The organism is Streptococcus sp. TATVAM-FAB8 (assembly GCF_046592795.1).
GTDB lineage: Bacteria > Bacillota > Bacilli > Lactobacillales > Streptococcaceae > Streptococcus > Streptococcus ruminicola.
Map to the genome: position 1 here is coordinate 1 of NZ_JAWVPQ010000002.1, position 16358 is coordinate 16358.

The following is a 16358-nucleotide window of genomic DNA, read 5'->3' on the forward strand; positions in this document are numbered from 1 at the left end:
TAAGAAATTTTCAAGCTCTTTTCAAATTTGTTACCGTCGCTCTCTCGAACAACAGCTATATTAGTTTATCATTTCTTCAACGCTTTGTCAAGAAGTTTTTTGAACTTTTTTTCAAAGCCTTTTGAAATGTTTGCTGCCTCAAACAACAGCTTATTTAGTATACTAAACTTCATTTCCTCTGTCAACATGTTTTTTAGCTTTTTTTGATTTATTCTAGCCACCTTCATATTAGCAGCTAATAAGCCCGTTTTTAAGCATATTATTTGAGCACTACTTTTCTATTGGGAGATAAAAAAAGAAGGCTCTACGAGCCTTCTTTTGTCTTTTCTGACTGTTTTCTACCTATTATGTAGATTATTCTTCAGAATCATCCATTTTTTCTTTGACTTCATCATATGAAAGAGCGTGTGCTTCTTCTGTATCGTTTTCTAATTCTTCAGGAACTTTACCTGTTTCATAGATAGATTTAATTTGTGCAGCATCAAGTGTTTCATATTTAAGAAGTGCTTCAGCAATAAGTTTATGAGTTTCACGATTATTATTAATAATATCAGCCGCTTTATTACGTGCTTCATTTAGAAGTGCGCGAACTTCATCATCAATCATTTGTGCTGTTTGAGGTGAGTATGATTTTTCTGGTGAAACTTGACCTGCCATAATAGCATGATTACCCTCATATTGGACTGGGCCTAGTTTTTCACTCATACCATATTCGGTTACCATGGCACGAGCCAATTGAGTTGCTTGTTCAAAGTCATTTGATGCACCAGTTGTTTGAGCATTAAAAATAATTTCTTCTGCAACACGTCCACCCATCAAACCAGCTAATTGTTCTTTAAGATCAGACTTAGAGTGTAACATTTGATCTTCTTTTGGAAGAGCAATCATGTATCCACCAGCACGTCCACGAGGGACAATTGTAACTTTATGGACAACTCGAGCACTTGAAAGCACTAAACCAACAATTGTGTGTCCAGCTTCATGGTAAGCAACCATTTCGCGTTCACGTTGTGAAATAGTACGGTCTTTCTTAGAAGGACCTGCAATAACTCTATCTTCGGCCTCATCAATATCTGAAGCATCAATTTTAGTTTTATTACGACGTGCAGCAACCAAGGCAGCTTCATTCAAGACATTTTCAAGATCAGCACCGACAAATCCAGGGGTTTGTTGTGCAACAACTTTTAAGTTAACATCTTCTGCCAATGGTTTGTTTTTAGCATGTACTCGAAGAATAGCTTCACGTCCTTTAACGTCTGGACTTCCTACAAGAATCTTACGGTCAAAACGCCCTGGACGCAAAAGAGCAGGGTCTAGGACATCGCTACGGTTAGTTGCGGCAATAACAATGATGTTTTCATTTCCTTCAAAACCATCCATTTCAATAAGGAGTTGGTTAAGAGTTTGTTCACGTTCATCATTTCCGCCACCCATACCAGCACCACGTCTGCGACCAACAGCATCGATTTCATCGATAAAGATAATCGCACGTTCAGCTTTCTTAGCATCTTCAAAGAGTGATCGAACACGACTCGCACCGACACCCACAAACATTTCAACAAAATCAGAACCTGAAATTGAGAAGAATGGGACGCCAGCTTCACCAGCGACAGCTTTCGCAAGTAATGTTTTACCTGTTCCTGGAGGTCCTTCAAGAAGGACTCCGGCTGGAATACGAGCACCGAGTGCTTTATATTTCTTAGGATTTTTCAAGAAATCAACAACTTCAACAAGTTCTTGTTTTTCTTCCTCTGCTCCAGCAACATCTGAGAATCTTACTTTAACATCACCTTTATTTTGTGACTTAGCACGATTCTTACCAAAACTCATCGCACCACGTGCACCATTACCACCTTGATTCATCATCATGAAGAAGAAGGCAATCACTAGAATAAGTGGAAGATAAGTTAGTGCCAAAGATAGCCAAGCTCCGCTTGAACTTTCTTGCTTAATGTTTACATCAACGTCAGCTTTTTGAGCTGCTTTAGTAAGTGTATCAATAGAAGAATCACTTGGTAAAATAATTGATGTAAACTCAGTAACTGATGTTGAGTTATTTCCTTCTAAGAAAGGAAGAGAGGCACTTGATTTTGTCTTTTTAGGTTTCGAATACTTACCACTTACTTCAATAATGCTACCGTTTGGCTGGTAAGTAATCGATTTAATATCACCCGCTTTAATTTGTTTAACCAAAGTCGAGTAATTAATTTGCTGGCTTTGTGTACTTGTTCCTCTCAAATAGTATTGAAATGCGGTAATTGCCGCAATAATAACAAGAATATAAATAAAGGAATTTTTAACAAAGCCATTATTTTTGTTATTTTTCATATATAACTAACGACTTTCTACTAATTTGAATAGATTTCTTCTTTCAAAACGCCAACATATGGTAAATTACGGTAACGTTCAGCATAGTCAAGACCAAACCCTACAATAAATTCGTTTGGAACATCGTAGCAGACATAGTCTGCTTCGATGTCAACAACACGACCTTCTGGTTTATCAAAAAGGGTTGCGATTTTTACTGAATTTGCTTTACGGTATTTGAACATATCACGAAGGTATTTTAGAGTACGACCTGTATCGATAATATCTTCGATAAAGACAACATCACGACCTTCAATGTTCGTATCAACGTCTTTAAGGATTTTTACTTCACCACTGCTTTTTACTCCGCCGTGGTAGCTAGAGACAACCATAAAATCAATTTCGACATGTGTGTCGATATGTTTAATCAATTCTGCCATAAAAGGTACAGAACCTTTCAAAACACCAATTAATAGAGGATTTTTACCTTCATAGTCTTTTGTAAGTTGTGCGCCTAATTCTTTGGTTTTGGCAATAATCTCCTCTTCAGAATACAACACTTTTTCAATATCTTGTTCAAGCATGACATCACCTATTTCTAATTTTTTCAATATACAATTTGCCCTCCATTATATCATGTTTAGAGGGTTTTCTCAAATAAGTTTTATCAGCAACCTGGACAAAAATAATTTTTCCATCCTGCTCGCCGATAATGGCATTGGCACGTTCTTGACTTGGAATTTTCTCATCGATAAAAAGCCTACGCAATTTTTTCGAAAAATCTCCAAAATCAATGCGGTCACCTTCCTGTCTTTTTCTTAAAAGAATAGGATTTAAACTGTAAACAGCTATGCCTTCCTTATCTTTGCTAACAAATTGAAATTGAAACTGACCATAATTGACTATACTGTTATATTCTAGCATCTTTTGAGCTATTTCCCCATCGGTCTTAGGGCTGATTTTTTTCACTTGAAATGTTTCATAATCTTTAACTAGCCAGTAATCTGATTTCACATGATAGTTAGCATTAGATTTATTTCTTAAAAGATGCAACATTTCCTCAAACTGTCCATGAGACACTTGCAATTCAGGAAAGTTTTCAAGGTAATTTTGAAAAAGAAGGGCTTGAACTGCAGGAGTCTGAGCTAGAAATTGAGAACAATTTGTTGGATCAATATCCTTTGTTAAATCCTGAAAAGCTTGGAAAAGTTGCTGACTTTCATTTCCAAGATGACGAAGGGCTTGTTTAAATTTAGGATTTTCTTCCTCTAAAATTGGAAAATAACGATTCCTAATACGATTTCTCAAAAAATCTAAAGAGCGATTGGTATCATCCTCAAAGTGGAAGATATCAGGTAACTCTTTTTTAGAATATGCCAAAAATGGTCGAATCAATTCACCATCACCAAATGCATTCACGGTTTGCATTCCTGATAAATGGCGTAAACGACTGCCACGTAACAGTCGCATAAAAATCGTCTCAGCTTGGTCATCGGCATGATGTGCTGTTACAAGCGCTGTATAAGAATGCTCAGCCATCAACTCTTTAAAAAACTTGTAACGAAAATCACGCGCAGCTGTTTCCGAAAAAGCCCCAGAAAAGTAGGCTACATAAATCGGAATTTGGTGCTCTTTTGCCCATTCTCGCAAATAAGCTTCTTCAGTGTCTGACTCAAGACGTTGTTTATGATTCACGTGAGCAATGGCAATATCTACTCCGAGTTTTTTTCGGTATATATACAAAAAGTGTAGCAGATTCATAGAATCTACTCCACCTGATACAGCTATTAAAACTTTTTTATGTTTGGCAAAATAAGCCTTTTTTTGAATTTCTTTTACTAATTTATCATACATAAGACATCACTTATTTTAAAATATTGTAAACGTCATTAGCGATATTTGAAATATCGTCGTAAGAAGCTTTATCTGTAAAAATTGACAAAATAAAAGGTTGATTAGCATAAACGATAGCAACATCGTGTCTGTAATCATAAGCATCACCGATTTTGTGAGCTACCTGAACATTAATATCTTTAGAGATACGTGCATTATCAAATGCTGTTGATGATAGATATGAGATAATATCTCCATTTTGCTGATAGATAGCTTCCATTAAATCAGCGGCAGTTTTAGATGACATTTCACGTGACTTCATATCGAAATTTGTATTAGTTATAGCACTAATATCTGAAGTGAAATGTTCACCGTATTGTTTAGCGACATAATAACCTAAAATATTTGTCGCAACGTTATCAGAGTTCTGACATACAGCTTTTAATAAATCTTCAACACTGTAATCTTTGTCATCAGCAGTTTTGCTAATTTTTCCGCTACCGCTTGGATTATAAGCTTTAGCAAAAGTATTCACATCAGCAGTGTATTTTAGTTTATCATCCATCTTAACACTGCCATCCTGAATTTTTTCTTCAACGTAATACAGTGTCGCTAATTTGGCAACACTAGCTGCATACATTGTTGTATCAGGATTAATCCCTGCTGTTTCTTGGGTTGACAGTTGTTTAACGTAGATGGAATAGTTACCTTTATTGTACTTCTGATTGAGAACCTGCTGAACTTTTTCCATACGGTTATCAGTATCAGACAAAGCTTCTTCGCTAATCCATCCTTTACCATCAACTTTATAATAAGTTCCATGATGAGTTGTCGCTTTTTGTGAAACAGTAACTGCTGAATAAGCGTTTAAATCTGTCTTCACTTCTTGTGTTCCAACTACATATGGTGATTGATAAACTTGAAAACCATCCTTTAGCCAGTAGTTTTCTGACAGTGACTCTTGGCTAAGAATAACATCATCGTAAATCAACTGGTGGCTAGCTTCAATATAGTTACCATCTGATAACTCAAAAACAGGTTGAGAGTTATCGTTAATCAGAATGCTAACAATATCCAATTGACTATTAGCGGCAATCGTTCTAGAAACAACTGTTAGATTACTATCTTTATAAACCTCGCTAGTTTTAGCAAGGACTGGATTTGATGGCACAGCATCAAAGTAAGTTGTCGATGCTGCCACACCAGCTGTCAATTGGTATTTTGCTGCATTACTTAAATCAACATTTTTTTCGGTACTAACAACAGAAAGAGAAGTCAAGAAAAATGGTATTAGCATCACTGCGAATAGTTTTTTCATTGGCTCCTCCTTTCATTCTTTTTTAGTTGATTGATGATTTTCTTCTCGTAATTTTTGATTTTCTTCAGCCAATTCTTCTAGCTTTTCATCAGAATAAGCTAAAAATTTTTCAATAGTTTCGATTAAATTTTCCATATTATTTTGGTAATAGATTTGGCAATGGGTAAACCGTTTCGCCTGAACGTGATAAATAATATTTTGCACGAGCATACTTTTCAACATAGTTCTCGTCTTTTAAGCGATTTGCCAAAACTTTTTCAGCGTCTGTTTCTACAACAAGATTGTCGTAAGTTTTCTGAAGTGACACAACTTTATCTTTACGCTCTTGTAATGTTTGGTAACTTTTAACTAGGTTGTAAGTTGGCAAAATAAACAACAACATAACAACAATCAAAATCCATCCCATAAAACGATTACGTTTACGATTTTCTTCTTCCATGTAACGTTTTTTGGTGTTTTCATCATTGATGTATTGATTGTTCAATTGAACGATATTAGGCTTCTCCATCCGCTTCTATCCTTGTTTCATTAATAATTTCATACATCTTAGTGGCGTCTTCTTTTTTGGTGCTATCTTTCATTTCCAAAACGCGCACTGTCAGTAATTTATTTCCAAAACGAATTTCAACTTCGTCGTTAATTTTTAAATCAGTTGATGATTTAGCTAAGATACCATTTACTTTAATACGCCCTTTATCAGCTACTTCTTTAGCAACTGGACGGCGTTTTATAATACGGGATACTTTTAAATATTTATCTAATCTCATAATATTCTACCTCGCAATCTTTTCTATTTTATCACTTTTTTTCAGAAAATAGATGTTTTCAAGCTGTTTGTTAAGATAATGTAATAAAAAGAGAGCTTACGCTCTCTTAGTTCTACTAAAGTTAGATAGACGGTGTTTTAATAAAAAACTAGGGTAGAAACGACAACTCCAACAAAGAAAATAAGCCAAGTGACAGTTAACAAACTAAAAACAAAACACACCTCTCTAAAAAAGTTTATCTTAACCTTTTTCTCTGGATTAAAAAAATTGAGAATATCTGCATAAGTCTGAAGTTCGCGATTTTTTACAATATATAATATTTGAAAAAGAGAATAAGCAACTGGCATTACTAATAAAGTCAAAATGGCAACTACTTGCCCTTTATCAAATAAATAACGTGTTCCAAACACAACTGAAAAAATAAACCAAGAAATTCCTCCAAGGATAAGCCATTTCTTAAATTGCGACTGGTCTACCTGATGTTTCATAATATCAACATCTCCTTTAATTAGATGATCTAAGGAAACATCAAAATAATTAGCCATCAACAAAAGTGAATTGATATCTGGGTAAGTCTTGCCTCTCTCCCAATTAGAAATTGTTTGACGTGAAACATAAAGTTTTTCTGCTAGCTCTTCTTGAGAGACATTTTTTTCTTTTCTCAATTCAGCTAATCTGCGTTCAAGTTCCATTTTGACCTCCTTGACAATACCAGTCTAAATTTTACCAAAAAGTTTACCATAAAATCTCTTTGCTAAACTAGCTTTCTACTGTCAAAAGGCTTTGACATTTAGTCTTCTTTAGCTTTTCTGGCTTTAATCTCAGCTAGCATGCTACCAAATTTTTGGAGTTCTTCTAAAATTTCATAGTCCTTTTTACCTCTAACATTAAAGGTAATTTCAATTCTACCTTGGTTTTCACCGATTCGAGCTTTCAAATCTGTCTTAGAAAGAGCCTCAAAATAATCTTGAGTCAAATAATGTTGTAGCGAAGCTTTTTCAAAACGCACCAAAAGATTATTATCTTTACGTTCAACAAGTTCTGTAAAAGCATTGTCCATGTATGATTTCACCAAACCAATTTCAAGAAGATAAGCGACCTGATCTGGGTATTCTCCAAAACGGTCAATCAATTCATCTTGTAAACTTTGGTAATCTTTAAGACTCTCAATTTCACGAATACGTTTGTAAATCTCAATTTTTTGACGCTCGTCATCAATGTACTCACTTGGTAGATAAGCATCAATTTGTAGATTAATCTCAGCATTACTCTTACGACGTGCCTGAGATTTACCTTGTTTCTTAGCAATCGCTTCTTCTAATAATTGAGAATACATCTCAAAACCGACAGAATCAATAAAACCGCTCTGTGAAGCACCCAAAATATTTCCTGCACCACGAATAGATAAGTCACGCATGGCAATTTTAAATCCAGAACCAAGCTCTGTAAATCCTTTGATGGCATCTAAGCGTTTTTCAGAGACTTCGGTCAAAATCTTATCTGGGCGATACATGAGATAAGCATAGGCAATACGATTAGAACGACCAACACGACCACGAAGTTGATACAAGGTTGACAAGCCCATGTGGTCAGCATTTTCAATGAACAAGGTATTGACGTTAGAAATATCAACACCTGTCTCAATAATCGTTGTGGCAACGAGAACATCGTAAACACCTTCAATAAAGTCCATCAAGGTGTTTTCAAGCTGAATTTCACTCATTTGACCATGAACAAATCCAATACTTGCTTCAGGCACCAATTCTTGTAACTCAGAAACCTTTTGATCAATCGTGTCAACGCGATTGTAAACGTAGAAAACTTGACCACCACGATCAATTTCACGAATAATGGCTTCGCGAATCAATCCAGGATTAGTTTCCAAGACATAAGTCTGAACAGGGTAACGATTTGTCGGTGGTGTTTCAATCACAGATAAATCACGGATACCAAGCATAGACATGTGAAGTGTACGAGGAATTGGAGTTGCTGTTAAGGTTAAAACATCAACTTTAGTCTTAAGCTCTTTTAATTTTTCCTTGTGTTTAACGCCAAAACGTTGCTCTTCATCGATAATAATCAAGCCCAAATCTGCAAACTCTACATCTTTTGATAACAATCGGTGAGTTCCGATAATAATATCAACTTGACCTTTTTTCAATTTTTCCAAAGTGGCTGTCTGCTCTTTTTTACTTTGGAAACGACTAAGTACATCAACCGCTACAGGATAATTCTCAAAACGCTCTGAGAAATTTGTAAAGTGTTGCTGAGCAAGCACAGTAGTCGGCACCAGAACGGCTACTTGTTTGTGGTCTTTAACAGCCTTAAAGGCGGCACGCATGGCAACCTCTGTTTTACCAAAACCAACATCACCAACCAAAAGTCGGTCCATTGGTTTTTCTTCTTCCATATCGTGTTTGATTTCTTTAATGGAACGAAGTTGGTCTTCTGTCTCTACGTAAGCAAAGTCGTCATCAAACTCTTTTTGTAAATCATCATCTGGTGAGAAGGCAAAACCTTTCAATTGACTGCGTTCCGCATATAGTTTCAACAAATCATCAGCAATATCTTCAACTTGTTTAGAAACTTTTTGTTTCGTTTTTTGGAAACGTCCATCGTTTAATTTATTGATTTTTGGTTCTTTACCATCTGCAGAAACATATTTTGATAGACTTTCAATTTGTTCTACAGGAAGAGAGATCGTTGAAGAACCTTGGTATTGAATGGTCAAATAGTCACGGTGTACCCCATGAATTTCAATAGTTTCAATCCCTAAAAATTGACCAATTCCGTGAACATGGTGAACCACATAATCACCCTTAGAAAGCTCATTGTAATCTTTCAAACGTTCTGCATTGCTGATATTTGAACGACGAATACGACGTTTGACTTTTTTATGATAAATTTCGTGCTCAGTGATTAAAACAATTTTATCGTCAGCAAAGTAAAAACCATTTGATAAATTGCCAACTACTAATTGAGCTTGATGTTCTTGTAAATCATTTGCACCAACTATCGGCAAATCCAAACCATATTCTTGCAGGTTCTCTTGCAGACGTTCTAAACCATGCTGCGTATCTGATTGAACTAAAATAGTGGCTTTTGATTTTTGATAACGATTAATCTCATCAATCAAAAGTGGAAATTGATTAAAGAATTCTTGCATCGGGTATTGGGTGAAATTGTGTAATTTATCAAATTTCAGATTTCCCAATCCTTTATGGAAGTTTGAAAAGAAGGTTGCTGGTTGGTATTGACGTAATTCCTTATAAATATCAGCAAAGTAAACCAAACTTGACACAGCTTTACCACGCTGTAAATCTTCTGTCAATAGATTAGCAACCTCTAAATCAAACTTAGCATTGCGGTCAACCAACTTTTGAAAATCATCAAAGAAGACTGGTGTCCCTTTTGGAATATAATCGAGAAGTGTCCACTCTTTAGCATAAAAGAGAGACAAAAAACGTCTAATATCTTGATGTCTATACTGCTCTTGTGTAGCTGCGTAAAGTTCACTCAAATAAGCTTGTTGGTCATCCTTTGCAGTTTCAAGATACCTCTCAAAAGCTTGACTAGCTCTAGCAAAGTCATCTTCTGACAAAATCAACTCATCTGCTGGATAAATCGTTACTTGTTCAACATTACTAAGAGATTTTTGAGTCTGTGCATCAAATTGACGAATACCATCAACTTCATCACCAAAGAATTCCAAGCGGTACGGATAATCTGCTGTAATCTCATAGATATCGACAATATCACCACGTCGGCTAAACTCGCCAGGATTCAAAACCTGAGAAACTTTTTGGTAACCAACGTTTGACAAGACCTTTACAACCTTGTCAAGGTTGTAATCCTCTCCGACAAGAAAATTCAATTGACTTTCTGAGTAAGTTTTAGGATTTGGCAACAAAACACGAGCACCAACTAGACTCGTAATCAAGATACCTGATTGTTTTTTATCTTGTAAAAAATTCAAAGCTTCTAAGCGAGAATGAGCTTTATCCATCGAAGCAAAAATGAATTCTGCAGCAGCAACATCATCCGCAAAAAACGTATAAACCTTATCCTCACCAATCAAACTAGATAAATCACTAGCCAATTTTTCAACTTCATTTTGAGTTGAGGTGATAATCACTACTTTTTCTTCATTAGCTTGATAAGCTGAAGCTATAGCAAGAGCTCTACTTGCTCCTGACAAGCCCATAATAAGCTGTCTACCAAGATTAGACACGCCTGCATGCCAACTTTGGATTAGCTTATTTTGGCTAAATAAATCGATAATATTCATAGATTTACCCATTAAATTTTTGCATTGTTTTTACAAAATCAGCTTCCTGTAAATAAAATTGAACAGCATCATTAACTTTTTCTAGTGTGTTAGTGACTGTGATGTAGTCATCCTTGTCAAATTTTCCAAGCACATGGTCAACAACTGAACGACCTTGTTTAGGACGTCCAATCCCAACTTTAATACGGTCAAACGCTTGTGTCCCTGTGTGTGCAATAATTGACTTGATACCATTATGACCACCAGCTGATCCTTTTTGACGAAGACGAATACGCCCGACTTCCATATCTAGGTCATCATAAATCACCATAAAATCTTCAATGGCAATATTATAATAAGTCAGCAAAGCATGTACCGCAATTCCTGAATTATTCATAAATGTAGTTGGTTTGACCAAGTACACTTTTTCACCATTGATAAAGGCAGAGCCAACTTCTGCTTTGAAGTTTTTGTCTTCCGAAAAAGTCACATTCAAATCTTTAGCTAGACGATCAATTGCCATAAATCCGATATTGTGGCGTGTTTCGTGATATTTACTGCCTGGATTTCCCAGACCAACAATCATTTTTACCATTATTTTTCCTTTCAAATGTCAAAAGGGCTGGAAAAAATTTTTCCAACCTCATTGATTTTCAATTATTAATTAGCTTAGACGTTAAAGCGGAATTCCATGATGTCACCATCTTGAACCACATAATCTTTCCCTTCTTCACGAAGACGACCTGCTTCTTTGACAGCTTTTTCTGAACCGTATTTGATTAAATCATCATAAGACATTGTAATTGCACGGATGAATCCACGTTCGAAGTCAGAGTGAATGATACCAGCTGCTTGAGGTGCTTTGATACCACGTTTAAATGTCCATGCACGAACTTCTTTTTCACCTGCAGTGAAATAAGTTCCAAGACCAAGCAAGTGGTAAGCAGCACGAGTCAAACGGTCGACACCAGATTCTTTCAAACCAAGATCTTCAAGGAAGAATTCTTTATCTTCATCGTCAAGTTCAGAGATTTCTTCTTCTGCACGTGCTGAGATAACAACAACTTCAGCATTTTCAGTTGCTGCAAATTCACGAATTTGTTTCACATATTCGATATCATCTGGATTAGCAACTTTATCTTCATCGACGTTTGCTACGTAAAGAACTGGTTTTGTTGTCAAAAGGAACAATTGTTTAACAATTTTTTGTTCATCTTCTGTAAATTCAATTGTACGAGCTGATTTACCATCTTCAAGTACTGGTTTGATTTTTTGAAGAACGTTAAATTCTGCAACAGAATCTTTGTCTTTTTGTGTACGTGCTACTTTTTCGACACGCGCATAACGTTTGTTAACAGATTCCAAGTCAGCAAGAATCAATTCCAAGTTAATAGTATCGATGTCAGCAAGTGGGTCAACAAAGGCATCTTCACGCCCTTGTTCACGCATAACATTTTCGTCATCAAAAGCACGAACAACGTGAACAATCGCATCAACTTCACGGATGTTAGCAAGGAATTTGTTACCAAGACCTTCACCACGAGAAGCCCCTTTTACGATACCTGCAATATCAGTAAATTCAAATGTTGTTGGAACTGTTTTTTTAGGGGTGATAAGCTCAGTCAATTTTTGTAGGCGTTCATCAGGAACTTCTACCATACCAACGTTAGGATCGATTGTCGCGAAAGGATAGTTAGCAGCTTCCGCACCTGCTTTAGTAATCGCATTAAAAAGAGTTGATTTTCCGACGTTTGGTAAACCAACAATACCTGCTGTTAAAGCCATATTTTATTAGTCTCCGTTAAATTTATTCAATCACAACTATTATAGCATAAAATCACTTAAAAAAGCCCGCTATATGCGCAGACTTAATGATTTTAAATATTATAATACTTTCTTCAACTTGCGTTCAAAATCATGACGGCTCATCATGACAATATGATCACAATTGGTGCAACGAATTTTAATATCTGCTCCAATGCGAACGACTTCCCATTCGTTGGCTTTTTTGCCAGTTGCTTTAACAGTACACGCATGAGGTTTCTTCATCTCAACAAGACTTCCGATTTCGTACATGATTTCTCCTTTACAAATAAATATAACGTTTTTGCGGCATTAGTGTGACTTCATCAAGCGACACAATTTCACCATCAATCTCAATTAAACTTTTTTCAGGATTTTTAATGGTCACACTTTTGTAGGGATGATGCTGCAAATAGGGGGAATGCTCATGCACTTTAAGAACTAAACTTAATAAAACAAGCACACGTTCCCACAAGGTTTCACCTTTGGCATACACGCAGTCTAGCTGTTCCAAATAAGCTGTGGCATGGGGCCAAATCATAACACCACCACCAAAGTAAGTATTATTAGCCAGCGAAAAGAAGAACTGATTTCTAAGTTCAAGGACTTCTCCTGCTTCTGTCTCTAGACAAAGTGAAGCAAAAGCTGGTTTCTTAATCAAGCATTGAATCGCTGTTAGGATGTAAGTCAATTTTCCTAAATGATATTTGTTCAGTTTAGCTTTTAGCTGAGACTGTTCAACATGATTAATAACCCAAGAAGCAAACCCCAAATCTAAACTGTTTAAAACCAAGCCATTTTGGTAAGTATAAACCGTAATTTCTTTTGGAGCTTGTTTAGTCGATTCAATAAGGTGTGTTAATTCTTTTTTCAATCCAAGAGCACGCGCAAAATCATTTCCTGACCCCATTGGATAATACGCAAAGGGAATATCAGCTGGCAGGTAATATAAAACTTTGGATAAGGTACCATCACCACCAAGAATCAATAATCTATCTTTCTCAGGTTGAAAGGTCTCTAAAACATCATTGACTTGATTTTCTTCGTCATCTGGATACCGCGTCAGAAAAACAGCCATCTCTTGATTCAATTCATTTTTCAACCTTGTAATAACTTCTTTGGCACTACGATTTCCTGAATGAGGATTAGCAATAATATAAAGTGTCATATCAAGAAATATTATAACATAAAAAGCAAGAGCACTGTATAGACAGTGCCCTTGCTGGAGATTATGAAAAAGAAAAGTTTTAGGATGATTATAGTATACGAATTCATCCTTAAAGTTTCCTTAAAGAATTTTAGTTTGTACGAACCGGTGTGATTAATTGGATAAAGTTTTCAGCATCATCACCTGGCATCAACGTAAATGGACGAACTGGTGAGATAAAGCGAATCACAACTGTTTCACTCTTCAAGGCTTTAAGAGCTTCAATCAAGTAAGTTGGGTTAAAGCTGATTGTCAAATCACTACCTGATTGGTCAATAATATCCAATTCTTCGTTAACTTTACCAACTTCAGGAGAGTTAACGTGAGCTGAAACGCTGTTATTTGTAATTTCAAGTTTAACAGTACCATTTTGTGTGGCATTTGAAATCAAGTGAGCACGTTCCATAGCTGAACGAAGAGCACCTGTATTGAAGGTAACTTCTGTTTCAAATGAATTTGTCAACAAACGGTCTGTATCAGGGTAATTTCCTTCTAAAAGGCGTGTATAGAAGCTGATGTAGTCACTTCTGAAAAGCATTTGGCTGTCTGAGAAGAAAACTTCTACTGTTTCAATATCATCTGTGAAAACTGCTGCAAATTCACGAAGAGATTTACTTGGAATAACAACGTTAAAGTCGTTTGAAGTATTGTCCAAAGTTAATTTGCGTTGGCTCATGCGGTGTGAGTCAGTAGCAACCGCTTTGAAATCTTTGTGGTCGCTAAGCACCATGTGAACACCTGTTAAAATTGGACGACTTTCTTGAAGGCTAGCTGCAAAAGCTGTTTCTGTAATGATTGACTTCAATAATTTTGTTTCAATAACAAGAGGATTTTCAGTAGCCATTTCTTGAAGACGTGGGTAAAGGTCAACATCTTTCCCTTTAAGAGTGATTTCTGATTTACCACTTGTCAAAACGATTTGGTGATGTTCAATTTCTTCGAAATCTAAAGTAACATCTGGAAGACTTGAAACAATGTTAATAAAGAAGTTTGCTTCTAATAGAACTGCACCTGGTGATGTAATCAAGAGACCTGCATTTTCATTAGAGGTTGGAATAGTATTTTCAATTGAAATTTGTCCATTTGAACCTGTTAAGGTGATGTTACTATTTTGAACTTCAATTTTGATAGTAGATAATACAGGAATTGCATTCTTCGAAGAGATTGCTCTCTTGGTAGCATTCAATGCTTGAAGAAAGAAGGATTTATTAATTGAGAATTTTATCATGAAGATAACTCCTTTAATTTATAAGTATTAAGTTAGTAGTAGTAGTAGGTCTTGTTTATACTGTTGATAACTCCAAAAATGCTATAAAAATCGCGGAATAAGAGTTGTTAACAACCTGTGGATAAATCGCAGATTTTTTTGCTATTTATCCACAATGCTTATTTGATCTTGTTTTTGATGGTTTCAATTTCGATTCGCAAACTATCGTCTTGAGCCAGCATATTTTTGATTTTATTATAGGCATGAAGAACGGTAGAGTGGTCACGGCCACCAAATTCTTTTCCGATTTTTGGAAGAGAGTTATCAGTCATCTCACGCGCCAAATACATGGCTACCTGACGTGCCAAAACAATATCTTGCGTACGTTTAGTAGCTTTGATTTCTTTGACAGTGACTCCGTAGAATTTCCCAACTTGACTTTGAATTTCTTCTATTGGGATAACCGTCATTTTCGGACCATCTTGCTTACGAGCTCGAATGGCTTCAGCAGCAATGTCGACGGTGATGGTTTGGACTTTTTTAATACTTGCCACAAGGCTAATATCTTTTAAAGCGCCTTCTAGGTCACGGACGTTAGAATCAAATTGACCAGCAAGATATTCAATGGTATCCTGCGGGAACACAAAATCATATTCTTGAGTTTTATTGGTCAAAATTGCCACGCGTGTTTCAAAATCAGGCGGCGTGATATTGATTGTCAAGCCCCATTTGAAGCGCGTGACCAAACGTTGTTCCAGATTGTCGAGATGATCTGGTGTGCGGTCACTGGTCAGTACGATTTGTTTGTTGTTATCGTAAAGAGCGTTGAAAGTGTTGAAAAACTCTTCTTGCGTACCAGATAATGTTTTTTTGGCGAGCGATTGAATATCATCAATCAGCAAAACATCAAGATTACGGAATTTTTCTTTCAATTCTTCCATAGTATCCAATCGAATATGGATAACAAATTCATTGATGAAATTTTCAGCTGTGATGTATTTTACACGCGCTTTGGGGTTATTTTGCAATACCGCATTACCAATGGCATTTAGCAAGTGAGTTTTTCCGAGTCCAGGTCCACCCCAGATAAATAAAGGGTTGTAAGTAGTCCCTGGAGCGTCCGCAACGGCATAAGACGCAGAAAAGGCCCAACGGTTTTCATCACCTTGGACAAAGTTGTCAAAAGTATACTTTGTATTTAAATCTGAATCAACCTGGGGCAGGTGGTTTTTTTGTGGTGTTTGGAGAACTTGGGAAGTTGCTTCTTCTACTGCTTGCTTAGCTAAATCTTCTTCGAAGACATAGTTCACGACAATTTCAGCATTATAAACCTCAAAACCAGCCGTTAAAATGATTGGTTTTAAATTTTTATCCCAAAAGAGTTCTTTCATAGGATCTAGGTAAATCGTCGCCGTATTTTGCTCAATTTGAATTAATCGAGCATCTAAAACAAAAAATTCATAAGTTGCTTGTTTTAGTTGACTTTTTGCCAGTTCAAGGACCCTATTCCAAAAAATTTGTTCATTTTCAGTCATAGTCTATTCCTTTTTGTGGATAATTCATAAATTATTTTAACATAAAATCTCAAAGTTTTCCACAACTGTGAAAATAAAAAATCCACACTGTTTATAGTAGTTTTCCACAGGGTG

15 protein-coding genes are annotated in these 16358 nt (G+C 36.0%); all 15 read right to left on the reverse strand.

Annotation, left to right across the window (positions count from 1 at the left end):
• Positions 1–354: 354 nt before the first annotated feature.
• On the reverse strand, positions 355–2328 hold the full coding sequence (gene ftsH / locus SFC32_RS01745; protein ID WP_278007471.1) for an ATP-dependent zinc metalloprotease FtsH: 1974 nt from the start codon (positions 2326–2328) through the stop codon (positions 355–357).
• A 20-nt stretch (positions 2329–2348) separates the two neighbouring features.
• On the reverse strand, positions 2349–2891 hold the full coding sequence (gene hpt / locus SFC32_RS01750; RefSeq protein WP_074561122.1) for a hypoxanthine phosphoribosyltransferase: 543 nt from the start codon (positions 2889–2891) through the stop codon (positions 2349–2351).
• 4 nt (positions 2892–2895) lie between these two features.
• Entirely contained in the window at positions 2896–4161 is a 1266-nt protein-coding gene (gene tilS / locus SFC32_RS01755; protein ID WP_411049830.1) for a tRNA lysidine(34) synthetase TilS, read from the reverse strand.
• 10 nt (positions 4162–4171) lie between these two features.
• A complete protein-coding gene (locus SFC32_RS01760) occupies positions 4172–5458 on the reverse strand; it encodes a serine hydrolase (RefSeq protein WP_411049829.1) in 1287 nt (428 codons plus the stop codon).
• Positions 5459–5470: 12 nt separating this feature from the next.
• Positions 5471–5593, reverse strand: a complete 123-nt coding sequence (locus SFC32_RS01765) for an SP_0009 family protein (RefSeq protein WP_020915958.1) — start codon at positions 5591–5593, stop codon at positions 5471–5473.
• 1 nt (position 5594) lies between these two features.
• On the reverse strand, positions 5595–5966 hold the full coding sequence (locus SFC32_RS01770; RefSeq protein ID WP_006531200.1) for an FtsB family cell division protein: 372 nt from the start codon (positions 5964–5966) through the stop codon (positions 5595–5597).
• The gene (locus SFC32_RS01775) at positions 5953–6225 is read right to left on the reverse strand and encodes an RNA-binding S4 domain-containing protein (RefSeq protein ID WP_006531199.1); all 273 of its coding nucleotides are present in this window, start codon (positions 6223–6225) and stop codon (positions 5953–5955) included. Before SFC32_RS01775 ends, SFC32_RS01770 begins: the two co-directional genes overlap by 14 nt.
• A 137-nt stretch (positions 6226–6362) precedes the next feature.
• Entirely contained in the window at positions 6363–6917 is a 555-nt protein-coding gene (locus tag SFC32_RS01780; RefSeq protein ID WP_411049828.1) for a helix-turn-helix domain-containing protein, read from the reverse strand.
• Positions 6918–7015: 98 nt separating this feature from the next.
• Positions 7016–10513, reverse strand: coding sequence for a transcription-repair coupling factor (mfd, locus tag SFC32_RS01785; RefSeq protein ID WP_411049827.1), 3498 nt, complete (start codon positions 10511–10513; stop codon positions 7016–7018).
• A 4-nt stretch (positions 10514–10517) separates the two neighbouring features.
• Complete coding sequence (pth, locus tag SFC32_RS01790; RefSeq protein ID WP_021143396.1) at positions 10518–11087, reverse strand: aminoacyl-tRNA hydrolase; 570 nt, start codon at positions 11085–11087, stop codon at positions 10518–10520.
• 74 nt (positions 11088–11161) lie between these two features.
• Complete coding sequence (gene ychF, locus SFC32_RS01795) at positions 11162–12277, reverse strand: redox-regulated ATPase YchF (protein WP_024344481.1); 1116 nt, start codon at positions 12275–12277, stop codon at positions 11162–11164.
• A gap of 99 nt (positions 12278–12376) precedes the next feature.
• Positions 12377–12568: a DUF951 domain-containing protein gene (locus SFC32_RS01800; protein ID WP_039696077.1), complete on the reverse strand. Its 192-nt coding sequence runs from the start codon at positions 12566–12568 to the stop codon at positions 12377–12379.
• Positions 12569–12578: 10 nt separating this feature from the next.
• Positions 12579–13463 carry a diacylglycerol/lipid kinase family protein gene (locus tag SFC32_RS01805; RefSeq protein WP_074965477.1) on the reverse strand — a complete coding sequence of 295 codons (885 nt, stop codon included), beginning with the start codon at positions 13461–13463 and terminating at the stop codon, positions 12579–12581.
• A 130-nt stretch (positions 13464–13593) separates the two neighbouring features.
• Positions 13594–14730 (reverse strand): DNA polymerase III subunit beta, encoded by a 1137-nt coding sequence (dnaN, locus tag SFC32_RS01810; protein ID WP_039696079.1) that lies wholly within the window; start codon positions 14728–14730, stop codon positions 13594–13596.
• 158 nt (positions 14731–14888) lie between these two features.
• Positions 14889–16244: a chromosomal replication initiator protein DnaA gene (dnaA, locus tag SFC32_RS01815; RefSeq protein ID WP_074564728.1), complete on the reverse strand. Its 1356-nt coding sequence runs from the start codon at positions 16242–16244 to the stop codon at positions 14889–14891.
• Positions 16245–16358: the final 114 nt, after the last annotated feature.